Source organism: Undibacterium paludis, from assembly GCF_022568815.1.
In the GTDB taxonomy this organism is placed as follows: Bacteria; Pseudomonadota; Gammaproteobacteria; order Burkholderiales; family Burkholderiaceae_D; genus Undibacterium.
This window is the reverse complement of the sequence record NZ_JAKZHX010000002.1, coordinates 213,482-235,905: the sequence shown is the minus strand read 5'-3', so window position 1 is coordinate 235,905 and position 22,424 is coordinate 213,482. Positions and strand designations below refer to the sequence as shown.

Here is a 22,424-nt window from a genome sequence, read left to right as displayed (position 1 = left end):
AGGATCTAAGCTGTGGAATTCACACTGATCACTTTGCTGAACGGTGTCAGTTACGGTTTGCTGTTGTTCATGCTTTCATCCGGACTGACGCTGATTTTCAGCATGATGGGCGTACTCAATTTCGCTCATGCCAGCTTTTATATGCTGGGCGCGTATTTTGCCTATACCATTAGCATCAAGATAGGGTTTTGGCCGGCATTATTCCTTGCGCCGTTACTGGTCGGCTTGTTGGGAGCCATGGTGGAGCGTTATGGTTTGCGTTCGGTCCACAAGTACGGACATATTCCAGAATTGTTATTCACCTTTGGCCTGTCCTACGTGATTGTCGAACTGGTGCAATTGATCTGGGGCAGGTCTACCGTGCCTTACCCAATTCCGGCATCGCTGGATGGCCCTCTGTTCACGCTTTACACAACAACGTTCCCTATCTATCGTGGCTTCATGATGCTGGTGGCCCTGCTCATGCTGGCTTCCATCTACCTGCTGCTGACAAGAACCCGGATAGGTCTGGTGATACAGGCTGCATTGACACATCCCGATACGGTGGAAGCCCTTGGCCATAACGTGCCACGGGTATTCATGCTGGTATTTGGCGGTGGCTGTGCACTCGCAGGCCTGGCCGGTGTTGTAGGCGGTAATGCCTTTGTCACTGAGCCCGGCATGGCTGCAACCCTGGGCAGTATTATTTTTGTGGTTGTCGTCGTGGGCGGCATGGGGTCACTGGCCGGTGCGTTTATCGCCTCGTTGCTGATAGGTGTTGTGCAGACTTTTGCTGTCGCACTTGATTATTCATTCGTCTCATTGTTCGCCAAATTAGGCATGATGATCAGCGCAACTGCACCTGGTTACGCGATATTGAGCCTGACCATAGCCCAGGTGGCGCCTATCTTGCCGTATCTGTTACTGGTACTCATATTGATCTTCAGGCCCAGGGGCTTGCTCGGTACGCGCGAAGGATAACAGAATGAGTCAAACTTTAAATTTCAAACCTATCAATATAGCGCGCTGGTTCATCTGGAGCGGTTTTGCCATCGTGCTTGTCATCGCGCCCATGGTTTTCAATACCGGTGGTTCTTTGTCATTGCTGTCCCAAATGGGGACTTTGATGATATTCGGCCTTTCATACAATATGCTGCTGGGTCAGGGCGGCATGCTGTCATTTGGCCATGCTGTTTATTCAGGCCTTGGCGCCTTTTTTGCCATTCACGCGATGAATATGGTCGCCGGTGGCAGCATGAATTTCCCGATTACCCTGATCCCTTTGATCGGTGGTATTGCAGGCATGTTTTTTGGTGTGCTATTTGGTTATGTCACGACCAAGAAATCTGGGACCACTTTTTCCATGATCACATTGGGGATGGTGGAACTGGTATTCGCCTGTTCACTGATGTTCCCGAATTTTTTTGGTGGTGAAGGCGGCATATCGACCAATCGCGTAATAGGGCAATCCTTCATGGGCATCACTTACGGGCCACAAATTCAGGTCTATTACCTGATTGCGCTCTGGCTTTTTGTCAGTACCGTAGGCATGTACGCATTCACACAAACCCCTTTGGGCCGCATTGTCAATGCTGTTCGCGATAATCCTGAAAGGGTGGAATTTATCGGTTATGACACCCAGTGGGTGCGTTATATGACCTTGATATTGTCCGCTTTTTTTGCTGGTATCGCCGGCGGTCTGTCTGCCATCAATTTTGAAATCGTCACGGCAGAAAATGTCAGCGCCATCCGCTCCGGTGCGGTGTTGCTGTTCACTTTCATCGGAGGAGTCGGTTTCTTTTTTGGGCCCATGATAGGGGCAGTACTGGGCGTATTTCTGACAGTGATGCTGTCAGATCTGACCAAGGCGTGGCAGCTATACCTGGGCGTGTTTTTTATCCTGATTGTCATGTACGCGCCAGGCGGTGTTGCCAGCATCATCATGATGAATTTGCGCGTAGCCAAGTTTGGCTTGTTCAAGCGTGTATGGCCGGCAATGTGGAAACTGGTATTGGCGGCGGCATTTACAGCTGCAGGGGTGATATTGGCTGTGGAGATGTTATATCAGCGTACTCTGGAGGCCACGCAAAGCACCGTCATAGAAATGTTCAGTGTGGCCATTGATACGGCAAGTACTGGCTGGTGGGCACTGACCATTGCGATAATTACTATCGGAATATTTGCCTGTTCCAGGTTAAAGGGGGAATTTGCCCGGCAATGGGGTGAAGTCAATACTGAAATTGAAGAACAAATGCGGAGGGCGCAAGCATGACAGGCTTTTCGCTGGAATTAAAAGAAGTGCGCAAGTCTTTTGGCAGTGCAGAAATCATCAAGGGCGCCAACTTGCAAGTACCCAAGGGCGAGCGATTTGCCATCATAGGACCAAACGGGGCAGGGAAATCAACCCTGTTCAATCTGATTTCAGGACGGTTTCCCATTACCTCCGGCGATATTCTGCTCAACGGAGAAAGCATAACCGGACTGAAACCATATGAAATTAACCGTCGTGGACTGTCACGCAGCTTCCAGATCACCAATATTTTTCATCGTCTGTCTGTCTATGAAAACTTGCGCTGTGCAGTCTTGTGGTCGCTAGGATACAAGTATTCTTTCTGGCATCGCCTGAATGGCCTGAAAGACGCCCATGAAAGAGCCGAGGCAGTACTGGAGCAGATCGGACTCAAACGCAGACGTCATGTCACCGCAGGTTTGCTGACCTATGCCGAGCAAAGGGCGCTGGAAATTGGCATCACCATTGCTGGCGGTGCAGAGGTGATATTGCTTGATGAGCCTACTGCCGGCATGAGCCGGTCGGAATCAGACGCGGCGGTGGAACTGATACGCAAAGTCACCATAGGCAAATCCCTGTTAATGGTGGAACATGATATGAGCGTGGTCTTTGGTCTGGCCGATAAAATTGCTGTCGTTGTTTATGGTGAAGTGATTGCCTGCGATACGCCCACCAATATCCGTAATAATCAAAAGGTCAAGGATGCTTATCTGGGTGGACACGCACCGGTGGAGGTTGAATGAGTTTGCTCACAATTAAAAATCTCAATGCATACTACGGCAAAAGCCATGTCCTGCATGGTGTTGATATGCAAGTTCATGCTGGCGAAATTGTCAGCTTGCTGGGGCGCAATGGTGTTGGTCGTTCAACGACGGTCAAGGCAACAATGGGGCAAGTCAATGCGACTGGCTCCATCTTGTTCAAGGGCGAAGAAATCATAGGCCTGAAAGCATTTCAGATTGCTCATAAGGGGCTGGGTTATGTGCCTGAGAGCCGTGATATCTTCCCCACGCTGACGGTTGAGCAAAATCTGATACTCGGTGAAAAATCCGGTCGCAATAAAACAGGTAAACCGCGCTGGTGTATTGAAGATATGTATCAGATGTTTCCTCGGTTACGTGAAAGGCGCAATACCCAGGCCGGCGTCATGTCAGGTGGCGAACAGCAAATGCTGACCTTGTGTCGCACCTTGATGGGCGACCCTGACCTGATCATGATCGACGAGCCTACCGAAGGACTGGCGCCCAAGATCGTGGAACTGGTGGCTGAATACCTGAAAGAATTGAAAAACCGTGGGATATCCGTCTTGCTGGTTGAGCAGAAACTGGCCATTGCGCTGGAAATTTCCCAGCGTGTATATGTGATGGGCCACGGCAGTATCGTGTTTGAAGGGACACCGGCAGAGCTCAAAGCAAATGAGAATATCCGCAAGGAATGGCTGGAAGTCTGAACGGTCAGCTTCTTCATGGCCTATGTCACTGGCAAGGCTTGAATCCTTGTCAGTGACCGTTCTTCCAGAAATCCGGCTTTTCATCTTTTAATCAGGCGATGAAAGCTTGCCTTGTCGTTATTAATTAAGTCTCAAAATTTTTAATTTAAAATAATACGATCGTTCTATTTTAATGTATAGTAAGTACGGCTTCGCTTTTACATACGGCTTTACAGATACTACACTGGGAAATCCAGACAGCATTTCTACCATAGGAAGAGACATGAGCGCAGAATACCAAGTGAACGGCAATATCGCCGTGATTACCCTCAATAACCCACCCGTAAATGGCCTGGGACACGCTACCCGGTCTGCCATCGTCAATGGCATGAAGCAAGCCCTCAATGATGAGGCGGTCAAGGCTGTCGTGATCACCGGTGCAGGCAAAGCTTTTTCTGGCGGTGCAGATATCAAGGAATTCAATTCGCCCAAGGCATCTGCCGAGCCCAGTCTGCATACTGTCATCAATGTAGTTGAAGGGTCTGAAAAACCTGTGGTGGCAGCAATTCATACCGTCTGCATGGGGGGCGGTCTGGAGCTGGCGCTCGGCTGTCATTACCGCATTGCAGCCAAAGGTGCGCAGATTGCCTTGCCAGAAGTCAAGCTTGGTATCTTGCCAGGTGCCGGCGGCACACAACGTCTGCCACGTGTGCTGGGTCTGGAAATGGCTTTGAACATGATCGTTTCCGGCACACCGGTAGCGTCTGAGAAACTGGCTAAAACAGCGATTTTCAATGAAGTGGTGGAGGGTGATGTTCTGGAAGCTGCATTAGCTTTCGCTGCCAAAGTTGCTGATGTACGTCCTTTGCCACGTGTGCGCGATATCAAGATTGACTATCCGAATTACGAAGCCTACCTGCAATTCTCGCGCAATACCGTGCGCGCTATGGCCGGACCTTTCCCCGCTCCCCTGAAATGTGTCGAGGCTGTCGCCGCAGCCGTTACAAAGAAATTTGATGATGGCATCAAATTTGAACGTGACCTGTTCGTTGATTTGGTGCAGACCACGGAATCCAAGGCTCTACGCCACGCTTTCTTCGGTGAACGTGCAGCCAGCAAATTGCCGGATGTGCCTGAAGATACACCAGTACGCTCCATCAAATCCGTAGCCGTGATCGGGGCCGGTACCATGGGTGGTGGCATTGCGATGAATTTTGCAAATGCTGGCATACCGGTACAAATCCTGGAAATGAAGCAGGAGGCGCTGGACAAGGGTCTCGCAACGATACGCAAGAATTATGAAAACACCCTGAAAAAAGGCAAGTTGACACAAGAAAAATTCGACCAGCGTGTTGGTCTTATTACTGGCACATTGTCCTATGACGACATCGCTCAGGCTGACATCGTCATTGAAGCAGTGTTTGAGGACATGGGCGTCAAGGAGCAGGTCTTCAAGAAACTCGATGAAGTCATGAAACCGGGTGCAATTCTGGCGTCCAATACATCAACGCTGGATGTGGACAAGATCGCCGACTTCACCAAACGTCCTGAAGATGTCATCGGCACCCACTTCTTTAGTCCCGCCAATGTGATGAAGCTGCTTGAAATCGTGCGCGGCAAGAAAACTGCAAAAGATGTGCTGGCAACCGTTCTGGGTCTGTCGAAGAAGATCAAGAAAACCGGTGTCGTATCCGGTGTTTGCGATGGTTTTATCGGTAACCGCATGATAGAACAGTACAGCCGCCAGGCGGGTTTCCTGCTGGAGGAAGGCTGCACACCTGAACAGGTCGACAAGGCAGTAGAAAAACTCGGTTTTGCCATGGGGCCGTTTCGTATGGGTGACCTCGCTGGTAATGATATAGGCTGGTATATACGTAAGCGCCGTTATGTCGAGAAACCACAAATCACTTATTCCAAGACAGCTGATTTGCTGTGTGAAATGGGGCGTTTTGGTCAAAAAACTGGCGCCGGCTGGTATGACTATAAGCCGGGTGACCGTAAAGCTTACCCTTCCCAAGTTGTCAATGACATGATCATTAAACATTCCGCCGACCTGGGTGTAGAGCGTCGCAAGATCTCGGATCAGGAAATTGTAGAGCGGCTGGTGTTCGCCCTGGTGAACGAAGCTGCCTATATCCTGGAAGAAGGCATTGCAACACGTGCATCCGACATCGACATGGTTTACCTGACCGGCTATGGTTTTCCATTGCATACCGGCGGCCCGATGTTCTATGCTGATACGGTTGGTCTGACGAATGTCGTGATGTCCATGGAAAAATATGCCAAAGGTCGCCATGGCGACGCATGGAAACCGGCGCCACTGTTGGCAAAACTGGCGGCCGAAGGCAAGACTTTTAACTAAAATAAAGCAAGCGCAATCACTCTGGCGATTTACCGGCGCTCCAGCCGGTAAATCGCTTTTTTATTTGGTCCGTCGCGATTGCGAATGCATAGCCGACGACGAGACCATCAGTGTTGACATAATTGCTTTTTTATAATCTTAGTTGCTTGGCATGCAAATTGCACATTTTCAGGCGGCATGGCAGTTTCAACGAACATAGCTGGCCCTTGCGGCATCCCTTACTGAGAATTTCTCTATAAATCATAGGCTTGCCAGCAGAGAGCGGGGACTACAATGCTATAATATGAGGTTAATTACTATCTTTATCGCAAAAGGTTTTCTGTGCTTTCTACCGCAAATATCACCATGCAGTTTGGCCCCAAGCCACTGTTTGAAAATATCTCAGTCAAATTTGGCGAGGGTAATCGTTATGGCCTGATCGGGGCCAATGGCTGTGGCAAGTCCACTTTCATGAAGATTCTGGGTGGCGACCTGGAGCAGTCTTCCGGTACTGTCATGCTGGACCAAAACGAGCGTTTGGGTAAATTGCGCCAGGACCAGTTTGCGTTTGAAGACATGCGGGTGCTGGACGTGGTCATGATGGGCCATACAGAGATGTGGGCCGCCATGTCTGAGCGAGACGCAATCTATGCCAACCCGGAGGCGACCGATGACGATTACATGAAGGCAGCCGACCTTGAGGCGAAATTTGCAGAATATGACGGCTATACCGCAGAGGCTCGCGCCGGTGAGTTGCTGCTTGGCGTAGGCATTCCTATCGAACAGCACCAGGGCGTCATGAGTGCCGTTGCCCCAGGCTGGAAGCTGCGTGTCTTGCTGGCCCAGGCTTTGTTCTCCAATCCAGATATCCTGCTGCTTGATGAGCCAACAAACAACCTGGACATCAATACCATTCGCTGGCTCGAAGATATACTGAATGAACGCAATTCGACCATGATCATCATCTCCCATGATCGCCATTTCCTGAATCAGGTATGTACGCATATGGCGGATATGGACTATGGCACCTTGAAGATTTACCCTGGCAACTATGATGACTATATGCTTGCATCTTCGCAGGCGCGTGCCCAGCAAATGGCCAATAACGCCAAGGCCAAGGAAAAAGTCGCAGAATTGCAAGACTTCGTCCGTCGTTTCTCTGCCAATAAGTCCAAGGCACGCCAGGCAACTTCGCGCGCCAAGCAAATCGACAAGATCAAGATTGAAGAATTCAAACCTTCCAGTCGTCAGAATCCTTTTGTACGTTTTGATGGTGAAAAGAAACTGCATCGCCTGGCCGTAGAAGTGCAAAGCCTGAGCAAGGCTTATGATCGTCCGCTGTTCAAGAACGTTGATCTGATGGTCGAAGCAGGGGAGAGAATTGCCATCATCGGTGCCAATGGCATCGGCAAAACTACGCTGTTGCGTTGCATAGGCGGTCCGGACATCACGAACCTACAGGCTGACTACGGTACAGTGAAGTGGGCAGAAAATGCCAATGTTGGCTACATGCCGCAAGATCCTACGGAAGAATTTGCATCTGATAAGAATCTGACAGACTGGATAGGTCAGTGGACGCAAGAAGGAGATGATGACCAGGCTGTACGATCCATTTTGGGGCGTCTGTTATTTGGTGGCGATGATGTTAAGAAATCGGTCAAAGTATTGTCCGGTGGTGAAAAAGGCCGCATGATGTACGGCAAACTGATGCTGGGTCGACACAACGTCCTGCTGATGGATGAGCCGACCAATCATATGGATATGGAATCCATTGAATCATTGAATATCGCCCTGGAAAAATATGCGGGCACATTGATTTTTGTATCGCATGACCGCGAATTTGTCTCGTCGCTGGCAAACCGGATACTCGAAATCAAAGAAAACGAAATCATCGATTTCCGTGGCAGCTATGAAGAATACCTGAGCAGCCAGGGTATCGAATAAATTTCAAAAGTCAGATGCATCAACAACAAAAAGCCAGGGCTCACCTGGCTTTTTTATTCTTAATCACTAATTGAACTACCTGATTGAATTAATTCAACAATTGGTCAAGACGGTCTCGCAAGCTACGGGCCATTTCAGGCCCCTTGGCTTTTTGGACGGCCTCAACATAGGCCTGGCGCAACGCACGAAAATCATCAATATTTGCAGCGCGCTCAACCTTGAGTTGCAAACCGTAACCACGCAAACCTATGGCACTTTTGATGGTTTCATTATAGAAGCTGTACAATGCCTGAAAGCGTTCGGCATCTGTCATTGATGATTCGACTTTGTCACCTTGGACTTCTGCACCGGTGTCAGGTACTGCCTCAGTCAGCATGGGGAGTGGTGCTGTTTCAGGAGTTGCAGAAGCGGTCTGAGCGATCACGGCGATAAGTTCCAGATCGAGCAATTCCTGCAGATTTTGCTCATTCAATCCCAGGCCGGTTACTTTCTTCATGATTTCGGCAGCAGACTGCTTGCCATCTATCATTACCAGTAAGGTACGCAACCTGGGATTGAGTTGATACTTCCTGGTGGCAATTTCTTCCCGGCCTTTTTCGGTCTTGTCGTAGATACTTGCAGTCATCTTGAGCTGCTGCCTTTAATTGTCTCAATTATCAGAAGCTATATTGATTCTGTTCACTTGAGCATACATCAATTAAGTCAGGCTGCCAATGACATACGTGTGTATGCGTTTGATTATCTGCTCGCAGGCATATTCCGGATCATTTTGACCGGCTTTGTCTCGGGAGATGAGCAGCTGCCACTCGATGGCGAGGATGAGCAACTGCCACAACCAGAACCGCAACCGGCTGTCTTGTCGGATATCTTGATGAGCAAGGGAGTCAAAGCAGGGTGGCGCCTTGCCAGGATTTCCCTGAACTGACCCTTGACTTTTGTGGGCATCCATTTCAGCAGCAAATACATCGCGGCAACAAACAACAACAGGACGGCAATCAAGTTTTGCATACTTATCCCTTCAACAGGTAAGTGGAAATGTGATACGTCAGAAACGAGGCGCAATAAGCAAGACCAAACAAATACGCCGCCATCATCAGCGGGTACCTTACTGTATTTGTCTCACGCCTGACCACGCTGAGGGTAGCGATACACTGTGGTGCAAAGACATACCAGGCCAGCAGGGACAACGCTGTTGGCAGACTCCAGGAATGCGCGATCAGAGGTTCCAGGGAGCGATTGAGTTCTTCACCGGATTGCGACAGAGCATACACAGTGCCAAGCGCCGCTACAGCGACCTCGCGCGCGGCCAGGCCCGGTACCAGCGCGATACAGATTTGCCAGTTAAAGCCTATAGGGGCAAATACAACTTCCAGCAGTCGGCCCAACTGCCCGGCAATACTGTAATAAATGGCTGGTTGCGTGGCATTAAGCGGTGCGCCAGGGAAACTGCTGAGGAACCATAGCAAGATCATCAACGCCAGGATGATGGTCCCGACGCGGGTCGTGAATATCTTGATTCTTTCCCACAAGCCCAATACCAGATTGCGCAGATTGGGCCAGCGATAATCAGGCAGTTCCAGCATCAGGGCCTGTTGCAGGTTTTTGCTGCCCCATTTTTTCTTGAAAAAATACGCTACCAGCATGGCGGAGACTATGCCTGCCAGATAAAGCGCAAACAATACCAGCCCCTGCAAACTCAACATGCCGTAGACGGTTTTCTCAGGGATGAAAGCCGCAATGATCAAGGCATAGACGGGCAAGCGCGCCGAACAGGTCATTAACGGGGCAATCATGATTGTTACCAGGCGGTCGCGCGAGTTTTGTATGGTTCGGGTGGCCATAATGCCGGGAATGGCACAGGCAAAACTGGACAGCAGAGGGATAAATGCGCGACCGGATAAACCTACCTTGCCCATGATACGGTCCAGCAGGAAAGCCGCCCGTGGCAAGTAACCCGAGTCTTCCATGATCAATATGAAGAAAAACAGGATGACGATTTGCGGCAGAAATACCAGAACGCTACCGGCGCCGCCTATTACTCCTTTGACCAGCAAGCCCTGGAGTATGCCAGGCTCCAGTGCGGATTCGACTGCGCCACCGGCACTGTCTACGGCTGCCTTGATCAAATCCATGGGGACTTGTGCCCAGGCAAACACTGCCTGAAAGACCAGGAACATCAGGGTCGCAAAAATCAATGGGCCGAAAACTGGGTGCAAAATCCAGCTGTCGAGCCGATAACTGAGACTGGCTGCACGATCGCTGCTGGCATCGGCAGTTTCGCTGACACAGGCCTGCAGAACTTGTTTGACTCGCTCTTGCAGGCTTTCGGGACTTTGCTCGGACAAGGCGTGTGGCTTGTTGTTGGCGTTGGGAGTTAACGTCTGCGCCAGAGTCTCAAGCTCCGTGAGCAGTGCATCTACTCCCTTGGGATCGACAGCGACTGTCTCGACGACTGGAATATTCAGAGTGCTGCTCAAGGCCGCTATATCGATATGGATATGCCGCTTTTTGGCGATATCCATCATATTGACGGCAAGGATCAAGGGCTGCCCCAGTGCCAGCAACTCAAACACAACACGCAAACCGCGCCGCAAATTGGTCGCATCGACTACGCATACCACTGCATCTGGCATACTTTCATCACTGCGCTGTCCGGTGACGACTTCCTGGGTGATTTTTTCATCGGGAGTGATGGCATGCAGGCTGTAAGTCCCGGGCAAGTCAAGCACATTCCAGGATCTGCCAACCTCAGAACGGAACTTGCCTTCTTTCCGTTCTATCGTTACACCAGCATAATTGGCTACTTTTTGCCGCGCACCTGTCAAACGATTGAAAAGCGCAGTTTTTCCGCAGTTGGGGTTGCCTACCAGTGCGATACGCGGAGAAAACAATTCTTTCACTATGTTCCTACTTTTTCTGAGTGGATAACGCCAATGAGCGCAGCTTCAAAATTTCTCAAGGCAAAGGTCGACTGGCCTATTCTGACAGCCAAGGGTTCGCCACCAAAATAACCTTTGTGCAATACCTTGACGGACTCTCCCTTGATAAAGCCCAGCTCTTTCAAGCGACGGGTAATGTTGAATAAATTCTCATTGCTGGCGTCACCAGAATTTTCAATATCCGCAACTATTCCTGAATCGCCAACTTTCATTAGATTCAAGGTAGTGGATATCGCTTGCGTGTTTGGCAAACTGCTCATGAAAATATTCCCGAATTGCTATCTATGCTAACTCTAAATGATAATGAGAATATATATCAATACGAGTGAGGTTTCAATCGCCACCGACACTGCAAAGCTCGAATTTGCGCTTTCTCAAATTAAAATCGCTGGTGAACGCCAATTCACTTCGTTTGCGTCATCATTTTTGCCAAAATGGCTGCTGAAATCTTGGACATCTGTGTACATCCCAAGCTGAATGTGACCTGCAATTCAAGTGTGAATTTTTGAAAAATTGGCGAGGCATTGTCTTACAGACGTTTCAGTCCATCTCTGATAGCTGGGATGTCAGTGTATGACTATGCTTGAATACAGGCACTTCATCATTTCGGACTGCGAGCGCGATAGTTCATCAGTGGAGTATCGCGTTGATACCGGTTTTTGTAGCAATATTTCTATCTTGCCGATCAAGAATTCTATCTTTAAAAATAGAGCATTTGATTTCGGAGGCAGCCATGATTGACAAGAAAATCACACTATCCATGGTGCTATGGATGATTTTTCTTTTGGCTAAAGCGGAAGAGGCGGTAGTTTTAACGAAAAAGCCAGATGTGACTGCAGATGCCGAGACCAGGCTGGCGGTGATGTCTGGCGATAAAAATGATACGAGAACTGTCAATGAACCAGTCAAGCCTGAATCTGCCCCCGCAAATGAGGCCAGATCCGCAGACACTCTGGCAGTACAAAGCCATGATGGCGTACTGACACGCGTTAACAGGGAATACCAGCAAGGCTTATTGGGCTCTTCCAGAAATAAGAATCACCCTGATCCAGGCACATCCGGTTTTGGTTTTCGTTATAGTCCGGAAAACAATCAGGCATGGCTGGAATACAGGATGAGTGAGAGAAGCGCCTTACGCCTGCGGGGCGCCAGTAGGGGATTTAAAGTTGTTGCGGCATGGCAGTTCTAAGCCTGTGCTTTGCTCTACCCGTGAGGTCGACCAGATCATGAAACCCCATTTTCAAAGCAGTTATAGGCCAACGGTGTGTAATGCCACATCCGGATGAGTCCAGCACGGAAGGCTGCGTAAGCGTGCCAGCCAGCGTTGAAGATGTGGAAAATCGCCTTCGTCAACAGCAACCTGATCCAACCAGTACAGGTAAGCGGAGCAGCTCAGATCAGCAATGCTTGGTCCGGATGGAAGCAGAAACTCACTGCTACTCAACGCATTATCAAGCGTCTGCAGATCAAGCATCCCACGGTCACGCAAAAAACTCAAGACTTCGCCTGGTTGAGGTGCCCAGCGCAGGGCGTAACGCAGGTTGGGAACGCTGAATCCTATGCGATTGGTTTCCCAACTCAGCCACTCCAGTATGGTTTGCCATTCCTGGTTGCTGCTCCCGCAAAAGCGTTGATATTTTTGCGCCAGGTAAATCAATATTGCATTTGACTGACATAAGGCTTGTCCCTCATCAAGCAAAACCGGTACCTCGCCGAATCTGCTGACCGCGACAAATTCTGCAGGCCTGTCCTTTCTCGCCTGGGCAAGATCTATCCATTGATAGTCATGTGGTATTTTTGCCAGTAAGAGAAAAGACCGGACTTTGAAGCTATGCCCTGAATCACTACTTCCAAATAATCGCATAAGATAATCCTGTATTAAGTCTGATGTCAGACAGTCGCACGTTGAAAATCCATGATCCAGTTGGTTTCCCAGGTTTCTCCGCCATCGACAGAAAAAGCCTGTTCCCAACGTGGTCGATCATGTTGACCCGGTGTCCATAAAAACCGCACCCGTATTGGCCGGCCCGCAAAAACATCATCAGCAAAAAAATGGCCCACGCCGTCTTCAAAATGCCCGCGCATAGGTGTGTCGAGCTGTGTAGGGTAACGGCCATCCAGCCACCAGATAGACCAGATGCCTGATTGTGCATCAAAAGTACGAAAGGTGGCGGCGCGGTAAGTTGCTTCAGGCAATTCCAGGACATTGTCGTCCATATTGCCTTGTCCTCCCAATATTTTGATAACGGAAGAGCTGCCTGAAAATTCCTGCCACTCGTTGCAGTTATTAAGTCGCTCTTTCAGGCGGGTATGTCTGACTTTCCAAGTACCAATAAAAAAGTCAAAGTCGTTTGCTGATGATGTGGAAATTGTGCTCATATCTGTCCTTTTGGTAGGTTCGTACGTCTGGTTCTTGACAACAGATATAAGCTTAAAGTTAATATAGGACATAATTAATCCTAATAATAAGTAATACTTGGATTTATGTCACAAACTTATCATCCAACTACACGTGTACTGGCCTTGCTTGAGTTATTGCAGACGCATGGGCGACTTGGCGGTGCGGAGCTTACCAGCATGCTGGAAATAGACAGGCGCAGCCTGCGGCGTTATATCGTCAACCTGGAAGAGATGGGTATTCCCATCATGACAGAGCGAGGGCGGTATGGTGGCTATGCCTTGATTCCCGGCTTCAAACTGCCCCCTCTGATGTTCAATGAAGATGAGGCATTTGCGCTGACGATAGGTTTGCTGGCAGCCGGAAAACTGAAACTTGTGGATATTGCACCGGCAGTTGCCAGCGCCAATGCCAAGCTGCAGCGTATATTGCCTGACAAGCTGAAGCAAAGGCTTAGTGCTACCGGCAACGTATTGGAACTGGATTTGAAACAGGCAGCCCTGCCCGCCGATAAAGAGATGCTGGCAATCTTCAGCGAATGCCGGAACAGGCAGCAAAGGGTGCATCTTCACTATGCAAGGCCAGATGGGAAAAGCAGCGAGAGGGATTTTGATATCTATGGTCTGGCATTTCATGCTGGCTACTGGTACCTGGCAGGCATGTGTCATCTACGGCGGGATGTGCGGAGTTTTCGTCTAGACCGCGTCGTCAGGGTGGAAGTGCTGCCACAGACCTACACTTGTCCACCGGATTTTGATGTACTCCATTATCTACGCAAGGCAAACGCAGTCATTCCAAGAACCCACAGCGTAGAGGTGATGTTAAAAACGGATATGGCAAACGCATTGTCTTATGTTTCTGATGCGATTGCCGTACTTGAACAAACGGATGGCGGGGTTATGCTCTACAACCAGTCAGAAGACCTGGACTGGTTTGCCCGCATACTGGCTGGCTTGCCGTTTGAGTTTGAGATACGCAAACCAGTTCAATTACGCGATGAACTGGCCAAACTGGCCGGGCGACTCTTGCAAGCCACCAGCCATTGATGCATACAAAGGGAATGGAGTGGCGCCGTGTTCACTCCATTCCACATTAGCCCACTGCTTCCAGAAATTCCTGCTGCTCGAGCCAGTCAGCCTCAATTTGCTCCAGTTCCTTGACGATATAAGCCTGATCCAGCAATAGCGCTTTCAGCTTTTCTTTGTTGACATCACTATAGATGTCGCCACCCTCCAGTTGTGCATCAACCTCTTTTTTCTTCAGGTTGAGCTTTGCCATTTGCTCCTCCAGGCGCTTGATGCGGGTTTCTATGGGTTTGCGCTGATTGGCGATACGCTGGCGTTCTTCGGCGTCGCGCTTGCGTTGTTCCTTGTCATCGATTTTTGTTGTCGGCACCGGTTTGGCTTGCGGCAAGGCTGCTTCCTGTGCCTTGGTTTTTTCGGGCAGGGCAGGCGAGGCTTTTTCCAACTTGTTCTTGAACAGCCAATCTTTGTAGTCATCAAGATCGCCATCGAAAGGCATCAATTTCCCGTCTGCAACGATGATGAACTGGTCAGTGGTCGCGCGTAGTAAATGCCTGTCATGGGATACCACGACCAGGGTGCCTTCAAATTGAGCCAGTGCGTCGGTCAGTGCTTCGCGGGTTTCCAGGTCCAGATGGTTGGTAGGTTCATCCAGCAGCAAGAGGTTGGGGCGCTGCCAGACTATCATCGCCAGAGCCAGCCGGGCTTTTTCACCACCTGAGAACGGTTTGATCGGGCTGGTTACCATGGTGCCGGGGAAGTTGAAGCCACCGAGGAAATTGCGCAATTCCTGTTCGCGAACATCAGGCGCTATATGTGCCAGATGCCAGAGCGGTGATTCGTCATGACGCAACATTTCAACCTGGTGCTGAGCAAAGTAACCGATGGACAGGCCCTTGCCGGTCTGCATGGTGCCGGTCAGCGGACTTATGTCACCTACGATGGTCTTGATCAGTGTCGACTTACCTGCGCCATTGACACCGAGCAGACCGATACGCTGACCAATTTGCAGTGTGAATTTGACGTCGCCAACGATCTTTTTTTCGGTGAAACTATGATCTGTTTCAGACTCTGTACGATAGCCGCAATCTACATCTTCCATTACCAGCATGGGGTTGGGTGCGCTCAATGGTTCACGGAATTCAAATGAGAATTCGGCGGCAGCACGTAAGGGCGCCATTTCTTCCATACGGGCCAGGGCTTTGATACGGCTCTGTGCCTGCTTGGCTTTGGATGCCTTGGCCTTAAAGCGGTCAATAAATGATTGCAGATGGGCACGTTTGCGGTTCTGCTTCTCTATCATTCCCTGAGCTAATTCCAATTGCGCAGCACGCTGGCGCTCGAAACTGGAATAGTTGCCACCGTAACGCTTGAGCTTGCGCTCATCAATATGGACAATGACATTGACGACACCGTCAAGGAAGTCGCGATCATGTGAAATGATAATGAGAGTGCCTTCATAGCGCTTGAGCCAGTCCTCCAGCCAGATGATGGCATCCAGATCCAGATGGTTGGTCGGTTCATCAAGCAGTAGCAAATCAGATTTGCACATCAGTGCCTGGGCCAGGTTCAAGCGCATGCGCCAGCCGCCAGAGAAACTGGCCACCGGCTGCTCCAGTTCTTCCATCTTGAAACCGAGGCCCAGCAGTAGCTGTTCTGCGCGCGGGCGTACGGTATAAGCATCTGCATCAGCCAGGGCGCCATACATGTTGCCGATAGCAATACCGTTTTCATGGCTTTCTGGTTGTGCTTCGAGTTCGGCCAGTTCTGCTTCAAGTTTACGCAAGGCGACATCGCCGTCTATGGCATAGTCGATTGCACTGCGTTCCAGCGGTGGTGTTTCTTGTGCGACGTGGGCAAGCTGCCATTTGGCCGGAAATTCTATACTGCCCTGATCAGGGTGCAATTCACCGCGCAACATGGCAAACAGGCTGGATTTACCTGCACCGTTGGAGCCGATCAAGCCTATCTTGTCGCCGGGATTGAGCGTCACATCGACGCTGTCAAATAAAGGTTTGATGCCGCGCGCCAGGACGACTTGTTGAAGACGTATCATATAAACTTAAATAATTGGAGTATTGCTTATGGAAATGCTGCTTTTTTAGATGCCAATCTAATGCTGCAAAAAATAGAAAACGGGCAAAACTGCTTTGCCCGCTTCATATTGTCGAAGGTTGGTGGCTTCAGGCAGTGAAATCCGCCAATTGGCTGGCTTCGATCAAAAACACCATGTCGTCACCAGCACTGGTACTTAACCAGGTAAGGTTAAGTTCAGGGAAGGTAGCTTCGGCAAAGGCACGTTCATTGCCAATTTCCACCATCAATAAACCGTCTTCTGTCAGGCGCTGCGCTGCGCCGGCAACGATTTTTCGCACCAGGTCCATGCCGTCATCACCACCTGCAAGGGCGATTTGTGGCTCATGGGTGTACTCTTTGGGTAACTTGGCCATGGAACCAGAATTGACATAGGGTGGATTGGTGATGATCAGGTCGTATTTCTTGTCAGGCACATTGCTGTAGAGGTCGGACTCGATCAGCGTAATGCGGTCCTGTAACTCATAGGTTGCCACATTGCGTCTGGCCACTTCCAGTGCATCACTGGAAATATCAACGGCATCGACATGCGCCTCAGAGAACATGTCCGCCAGCATGATGGACAGGCAGCCGGATCCTGTGCACAATTCGAGGATATTGCTGATGGCATCCGGGTCTGTTACCCAGGGTGAAAAATGCTCAGGGATCAATTCTGCGATGAAAGATCGTGGCACGATGACGCGTTCATCTACATAGAAATTGTACGTGCCCAGCCAGGCCTCGTTGGTGATGTAGGAAGCTGGCACGCGGTCTACCGCACGGCGGTCAATCACACGCAAGACGGCATCTATTTCTGAAGGCAACAAATGTGCATCGAGAAATGGCTCTATCTTGTCCAGTGGCAGGTGCAGGGTATGCAGCAATAAATAAGCCGCTTCATCGAGTGCATTGGCGCTGCCATGACCAAAGAACAGTTTTTCTTTGTTGAAGCGGGTGACGGCATAGCGCAATAAGTCACGCAATGTCAAAAAGGTGGTGGCAGGTGTAGTCATATTGTTTCCATATCGGCTGGTGGTCCGCTGAGACTCAGGTCAGCAGGTTTTCCAGGGTACGTCGATAGATATTCTTGAGCGGGTCTATGTATTGCAGCTCTATGTGTTCGTCGATTTTATGGATACTGGCATTTGGAGGACCAAATTCGACGACTTGCGGACAGATTTTCGCAATGAAGCGGCCATCCGACGTACCGCCAGTGGTGGACAATTCAGTTTCTATACCGGTTTCAGTACGGATCGCATCACCCAGAGCATCGCTGAGGCTGCCTTTGGGGGTCAGGAAGGGGTGACCACCTACGGTCCATTTCAGTTCATATTCCAGGCCATGTTTGTCCAGGATTGCATGGACGCGCTGCTGCAAGCCTTCTGCGGTACTGGCGGTGGAAAAACGAAAGTTGAAATCAATGACAGCTTCGCCGGGTATGACATTGGATGCACCAGTACCAGCATGAATATTCGACATTTGCCATGAGGTCGGCAGGTAATATTCATTGCCCTCATCCCAGACTTCGGCAACCAGTTCTGCCATGGCCGGCGCTGCCAGATGAATGGGATTTCTTGCCAATTGCGGGTAGGCAATGTGGCCTTGCACGCCTTTGACTGTCAATTTGCCCGACATGGTGCCACGACGACCATTTTTGATAGTGTCCCCGAGTTTATCGACAGAAGTTGGTTCGCCGACTATGCAATAGTCAAGCTGCTCGCCACGTGCCTTGAGTTTTTCACAAACAACAACGGTGCCGTCAGTGGCCGGGCCTTCTTCATCGCTGGTGATCAAGAAACCGATCGAACCCTTGTGGTCAGGGTGTGCCTCCACGAATTCTTCGGTAGCAACGACAAAAGCCGCTATAGATGTCTTCATGTCCGCTGCGCCACGGCCATACAATTTACCGTTTCTGTGGGTCGGCGTGAACGGGGCAGACTGCCATTGCGCAACCGGGCCAGTCGGCACTACGTCAGTATGGCCGGCAAATACCAGCAAGGGCTGCGCAGTGCCACGCCGTGCCCAGAGGTTGGTGACATCACCTGACTGTATGGTTTCACATGTGAAACCCAAAGGCTCCAGCAAGGCGATCAAAGTACGTTGACAACCTTTATCTTCAGGAGTGACGGAATCCAGTGCGATTAACTGTTCGGTCAGTGCGAGGGTTTTACTCATGTTTATTTATTGAAAATGGACTGATATTGCGCCGACGAGAAGCCTACGTTAACCTGGGTGTTGCCATTATTGGTTTGCAACAAGACGGGCCGCTTGATGACTGAAGGCTTTTCCAGCATCAGGGCTATGGCTTGCTCCTGGTTTTCTGCAGAAGCTTTTTCTTCGTCACTGAGTGCGCGCCATGTCGTGCCTTTACGGTTGATCAGTACATCCAGTCCCTGGTGCTGCAACCAGGTTTCTACAGTGGCACGATTCAATCCCTGCTTCTTGAAGTCATGAAATTCGAAAGCTACTTCTTGTTCTTGTAGCCATACACGGGCTTTTTTAACCGTGTCACAGTTTGGGATGCCAAACAGGGTAATGCTCTTCGTCATACGCTGATGTGATTTATACGTTTAAGGTGAATTCTGTGAACGATGCTTCGTCCTTGGTTTCCGGTTCGGGCTCTGGCTGTGGCGCCAGGCTGCTGGAGGCTTCGTTATTCAGCAGCCACAACAGATTATTGGCTGAGTCGGCATTGGCCAGACCTTCTTCCTGGGTTATCAGACCTTCCTTGATCAAATGCATCAGTGCACGTTCAAAAGTTTGCGAACCTGGTGACAAGCTCTTTTCGATCGCCTCCTTGATCTGGAAGATGTCGCCTTGTTCTATCAATTCGGCTACATAACGGGTATTGAGCATGATCTCGACTGCAGGCGCGCGACCGCCATCTTTGGCGCGTATCAGGCGTTGTGAAATGATGGCACGTATGGATGAAGACAAATCGAGCAACAAGGCACTACGGGTCTCCATGGGGAAGAAGCTGATGATACGATTCAACGCCTGATAACTGTTATTCGCATGCAAAGTTGCCAGAACCAGGTGACCTGATTGCGCATAAGCAATTGCCGCCATCATGGTTTCCAGATCGCGAATTTCGCCAATCAAGATACAGTCTGGCGCCTGGCGCAGGGAGTTTTTCAGGGCTGTTTTCAGGCTTTCCGAGTCGCTGCCTATTTCACGCTGGTTGACGATCGACTTTTTACTGCGGAACAAAAATTCGATAGGATCTTCCAGTGTCAGGATATGGCCGGTCTTTACTTCATTCCTGTAATCAAGCATCGATGCGATGGTGGTCGACTTGCCGGAGCCTGTAGAGCCTACCAGCAGGATCAGGCCACGCTTTTCCATGATCAGCTCAGACAATACTGGTGGCAAATGCAGGGTATCAAGCTTGGGGATATCACCTGGTACATAACGGAATACGGCTGAAATTGAGCCGCGCTGACGGAATGCGGAAAGGCGGAAACGGCCGATACCGGCAGCGCCGATACCGATATTGAGCTCATTTTCCTCTTCCAATTGCTCCATGTGCTCCGGCTCTACAACCTCACTCAACAGCGACAGAATATTGGCCTGATCCATCTTTTGCTGATTGATGGGAAGCAAATTGCCATTGATCTTCAGATGTATGGGCGAGTTCATCGCAAAAAACATGTCGGATGCATGTTTTTCTTTCATCAATTGAAATAAGCGTTCCATCGCTGCCATGATGTCTCCCTAAGCTATATCTATGTATCTGATGTTTGAATAAAGGCGCGATCAGGCGCCGCGCAGCAATTCATTGATACTGGTTTTGGAACGTGTCTGTGCATCAACACGTTTCACGATGACCGCGCAATACAGGCTGTATTTACCATCAGCGGACGGCAAGTTGCCAGATACCACGACAGAACCTGCCGGTACGCGACCATAGCTGACTTCGCCCGTGGCGCGATCATAGATCTTGGTCGATTGGCCGATGTAGACGCCCATGGAAATCACGGAATTCTCTTCAACAATGACGCCTTCCACGATTTCAGAACGGGCGCCGATAAAGCAGTTGTCTTCAATGATGGTTGGATTGGCTTGCATGGGTTCCAGCACGCCACCTATGCCGACACCGCCAGACAAATGAACATTTTTACCAATTTGTGCGCAAGAACCGACTGTCGCCCAAGTATCAACCATCGCACCTTCATCAACATAAGCGCCGATATTGACATAAGAAGGCATCAAAACGACGTTTTTGGCGATGAAGCTGCCACGACGTGCGACCGCAGGCGGTACGACGCGGAAACCGCCTTTGACGAAATCTTCGGCCGTGTAATTGGCAAATTTGGTCGGCACCTTGTCAAAGAACTGCATATGCTCGCCTGATGGCATGCATATATTATCTTCCAGACGGAAAGACAGGAGGACTGCCTTTTTAACCCATTGATTGACTTGCCAGTTACCATCTACTTTTTGTGCGACGCGCAAGCTGCCAGCGTCAAGCTCACTCAAAACATGAGCAACTGCCTCACGAATTTCTGCAGGAGCGGATTTAGGTGAAAAGCTGGTGCGATCTTCCCAGGCCTGATCAATGATTTGCTGTAATTGTTGAGTCATGTTGAGCTTCTTTGCTTGAAAATTAAATAAACGACTTAATGCTAAATAATAGTAAATAGTGTTGACGGAAGGTACGTATCAGCCTGCCTTGAAATTTTTACAAAAACTGACTATTCTCTGTGCTGCTTCCAGGCACTCTTCCGGCTCGGCAACCAGGGCCATGCGTATGCGGTTCTGGCCGGGATTGATGCCATGTGCCTCGCGCGCCAGATAACTGCCAGGCAAAACTGTTACATTATATTCTGCGTACAGGCGACGGGCGAATTCTGTATCAGATAGTCCCATTGCGTCGGGAATTTTCGCCCACAGGTAGAACGCAGCATCCGGCAAGCTGACTTCGAGCACCTCTTGCAGGATAGGCGTGATCTGGGCAAATTTGCGCACATATTTGTCGCGATTCTCTTGCACGTGCACTTCATCATTCCAGGCGATGGCTGATGCCGCCTGTATGCTTGGACTCATTGCGCTGCCGTGATAAGTGCGATAGAGGAGGAACTTCTTGATGATTTCAGCATCTCCGGCAACAAAGCCGGAGCGCATGCCGGGTACATTGGAACGTTTGGACAGACTGGAGAGTGTAATCAGGCGCTGGTAGTCATTTCTGCCCAGGGCGCGAGCAGCCTGCAAGCTGCCCAGAGGAGCCTCTGCCTTGAAATAAATTTCTGAGTAGCATTCATCCGCAGCAATGACAAAACCGTAGCGGTCCGACAGGGCAAACAATTCTGTCCAGTCATCCATGTTCAGGACTGCACCGGTAGGGTTACCCGGTGAGCAGATATACAGCAATTGCACACGCTGCCAGACCGATTCCGGGATGCTCTTGTAATCCGGGGCAAAATTGCGGGCCGGATCAGCATTGGCGAAATAAGGCTCGGCTCCTGCCAAATAGGCTGCACCTTCGTAAATCTGATAAAACGGATTGGGGCACAATACCAGCGGCAAACCATCCTTGCAGGCGCTGGGATCTATAATGGTTTGCGCCAGGGCGAACAAGGCTTCTCGCGAACCATTCACTGGCAAAATCTGTTTTGCTGCATCCAGTGCGGGTATATTGTAACGTCGCCCCAACCATGCCGAAATCGCATTGCGCAGAGCATCTGATCCGGCAGTCGAGGGGTAACTGGCCAAGCCCGCCATATTGTCGGCAATGGCATCCTTGATCAGGGCCGGGGTCGGATGTTTGGGCTCGCCTATGCCAAGGCTGATGGCAGAAAAGTCAGCCTTGGGTGCAACATCGGCAAACAGGCGCTTGAGCTTTTCAAATGGATACGGCTGCAACTTACTGAGGTGGGGATTGAAGGTCATTTTTCGAATTCTGATCGATGCTAAACAGGCTTTTATCGCAATTTATCCGGTCTGTTTATCGTATTTCGGCATTTTATTTGGCGTATGTAACTTCAGTTCAATCCGTATTATAGCCTCCCC

The 22,424-nt window shown here is 50.1% G+C and carries 21 protein-coding genes; 9 read left to right on the top strand and 12 right to left on the bottom strand.

From position 1 onward, the window contains the following. Positions 1-12 precede the first annotated feature (12 nt). The 6 genes from LZ463_RS05630 (at position 13) to LZ463_RS05605 (ending at position 7,983) form a co-directional block, all read left to right on the top strand. Complete coding sequence (locus tag LZ463_RS05630; RefSeq protein WP_241454632.1) at positions 13-960, top strand: branched-chain amino acid ABC transporter permease; 948 nt, start codon at positions 13-15, stop codon at positions 958-960. Between the two features lie 4 nt (positions 961-964). Further along, positions 965-2,251, top strand: coding sequence for a branched-chain amino acid ABC transporter permease (locus LZ463_RS05625; protein WP_241454631.1), 1,287 nt, complete (start codon positions 965-967; stop codon positions 2,249-2,251). Beyond that, the gene (locus LZ463_RS05620; protein ID WP_241454630.1) at positions 2,248-3,012 is read left to right on the top strand and encodes an ABC transporter ATP-binding protein; all 765 of its coding nucleotides are present in this window, start codon (positions 2,248-2,250) and stop codon (positions 3,010-3,012) included. The genes LZ463_RS05625 and LZ463_RS05620 overlap by 4 nt, the downstream gene beginning before the upstream one ends. After that, a complete protein-coding gene (locus tag LZ463_RS05615; RefSeq protein WP_241454629.1) occupies positions 3,009-3,719 on the top strand; it encodes an ABC transporter ATP-binding protein in 711 nt (236 codons plus the stop codon). The genes LZ463_RS05620 and LZ463_RS05615 overlap by 4 nt, the downstream gene beginning before the upstream one ends. Positions 3,720-3,981: 262 nt before the next feature. Next, the gene (locus LZ463_RS05610) at positions 3,982-6,060 is read left to right on the top strand and encodes a 3-hydroxyacyl-CoA dehydrogenase NAD-binding domain-containing protein (RefSeq protein ID WP_241454628.1); all 2,079 of its coding nucleotides are present in this window, start codon (positions 3,982-3,984) and stop codon (positions 6,058-6,060) included. 321 nt (positions 6,061-6,381) lie between these two features. Further along, complete coding sequence (locus LZ463_RS05605) at positions 6,382-7,983, top strand: ABC-F family ATPase (protein ID WP_241454627.1); 1,602 nt, start codon at positions 6,382-6,384, stop codon at positions 7,981-7,983. Between the two features lie 88 nt (positions 7,984-8,071). Here LZ463_RS05605 and LZ463_RS05600 read toward each other — a convergent pair whose 3' ends face one another. Further along, positions 8,072-8,608: a hypothetical protein gene (locus LZ463_RS05600; protein WP_241454626.1), complete on the bottom strand. Its 537-nt coding sequence runs from the start codon at positions 8,606-8,608 to the stop codon at positions 8,072-8,074. A gap of 57 nt (positions 8,609-8,665) precedes the next feature. Between LZ463_RS05600 and LZ463_RS05595 the strand changes: the two genes are divergently transcribed. Further along, positions 8,666-8,908: a hypothetical protein gene (locus tag LZ463_RS05595; RefSeq protein ID WP_241454625.1), complete on the top strand. Its 243-nt coding sequence runs from the start codon at positions 8,666-8,668 to the stop codon at positions 8,906-8,908. Between the two features lie 85 nt (positions 8,909-8,993). On the opposite strand, the gene feoB is transcribed toward LZ463_RS05595, so the two are convergent. Beyond that, positions 8,994-10,883: a ferrous iron transporter B gene (feoB, locus tag LZ463_RS05590; RefSeq protein WP_241454623.1), complete on the bottom strand. Its 1,890-nt coding sequence runs from the start codon at positions 10,881-10,883 to the stop codon at positions 8,994-8,996. After that, positions 10,883-11,182, bottom strand: coding sequence for a FeoA family protein (locus LZ463_RS05585; RefSeq protein ID WP_241454621.1), 300 nt, complete (start codon positions 11,180-11,182; stop codon positions 10,883-10,885). Before LZ463_RS05585 ends, feoB begins: the two co-directional genes overlap by 1 nt. A 323-nt stretch (positions 11,183-11,505) precedes the next feature. On the opposite strand from LZ463_RS05585, the gene LZ463_RS05580 reads away from it, so the two are divergent. Beyond that, the gene (locus LZ463_RS05580; RefSeq protein ID WP_241454619.1) at positions 11,506-12,111 is read left to right on the top strand and encodes a hypothetical protein; all 606 of its coding nucleotides are present in this window, start codon (positions 11,506-11,508) and stop codon (positions 12,109-12,111) included. A gap of 60 nt (positions 12,112-12,171) precedes the next feature. Here the strand turns inward: LZ463_RS05580 and LZ463_RS05575 are convergent, their stop codons facing one another. Next, complete coding sequence (locus LZ463_RS05575; RefSeq protein ID WP_241454617.1) at positions 12,172-12,786, bottom strand: glutathione S-transferase family protein; 615 nt, start codon at positions 12,784-12,786, stop codon at positions 12,172-12,174. Positions 12,787-12,812: 26 nt separating this feature from the next. After that, complete coding sequence (locus LZ463_RS05570) at positions 12,813-13,301, bottom strand: DUF1579 domain-containing protein (protein ID WP_241454615.1); 489 nt, start codon at positions 13,299-13,301, stop codon at positions 12,813-12,815. A gap of 105 nt (positions 13,302-13,406) precedes the next feature. Between LZ463_RS05570 and LZ463_RS05565 the strand changes: the two genes are divergently transcribed. Next, a complete protein-coding gene (locus LZ463_RS05565) occupies positions 13,407-14,366 on the top strand; it encodes a helix-turn-helix transcriptional regulator (RefSeq protein WP_241454613.1) in 960 nt (319 codons plus the stop codon). 46 nt (positions 14,367-14,412) lie between these two features. Here the strand turns inward: LZ463_RS05565 and LZ463_RS05560 are convergent, their stop codons facing one another. The 7 genes from LZ463_RS05560 to dapC form a co-directional block, all read right to left on the bottom strand. Beyond that, positions 14,413-16,398, bottom strand: coding sequence for an ATP-binding cassette domain-containing protein (locus LZ463_RS05560; protein ID WP_241454611.1), 1,986 nt, complete (start codon positions 16,396-16,398; stop codon positions 14,413-14,415). A 127-nt stretch (positions 16,399-16,525) separates the two neighbouring features. Beyond that, complete coding sequence (prmB, locus tag LZ463_RS05555; protein ID WP_241454609.1) at positions 16,526-17,428, bottom strand: 50S ribosomal protein L3 N(5)-glutamine methyltransferase; 903 nt, start codon at positions 17,426-17,428, stop codon at positions 16,526-16,528. Between the two features lie 34 nt (positions 17,429-17,462). Next, on the bottom strand, positions 17,463-18,590 hold the full coding sequence (gene dapE, locus LZ463_RS05550; RefSeq protein ID WP_241454607.1) for a succinyl-diaminopimelate desuccinylase: 1,128 nt from the start codon (positions 18,588-18,590) through the stop codon (positions 17,463-17,465). A 2-nt stretch (positions 18,591-18,592) separates the two neighbouring features. After that, a complete protein-coding gene (locus LZ463_RS05545) occupies positions 18,593-18,964 on the bottom strand; it encodes an ArsC family reductase (protein ID WP_241454605.1) in 372 nt (123 codons plus the stop codon). Between the two features lie 13 nt (positions 18,965-18,977). Beyond that, a complete protein-coding gene (locus LZ463_RS05540; RefSeq protein WP_241454603.1) occupies positions 18,978-20,120 on the bottom strand; it encodes a PilT/PilU family type 4a pilus ATPase in 1,143 nt (380 codons plus the stop codon). Positions 20,121-20,171: 51 nt separating this feature from the next. Beyond that, positions 20,172-20,999, bottom strand: a complete 828-nt coding sequence (gene dapD / locus LZ463_RS05535; RefSeq protein ID WP_241454601.1) for a 2,3,4,5-tetrahydropyridine-2,6-dicarboxylate N-succinyltransferase — start codon at positions 20,997-20,999, stop codon at positions 20,172-20,174. Between the two features lie 78 nt (positions 21,000-21,077). Then, on the bottom strand, positions 21,078-22,304 hold the full coding sequence (gene dapC, locus LZ463_RS05530) for a succinyldiaminopimelate transaminase (RefSeq protein ID WP_241454600.1): 1,227 nt from the start codon (positions 22,302-22,304) through the stop codon (positions 21,078-21,080). Between the last annotated feature and the right edge of the window lie 120 nt (positions 22,305-22,424).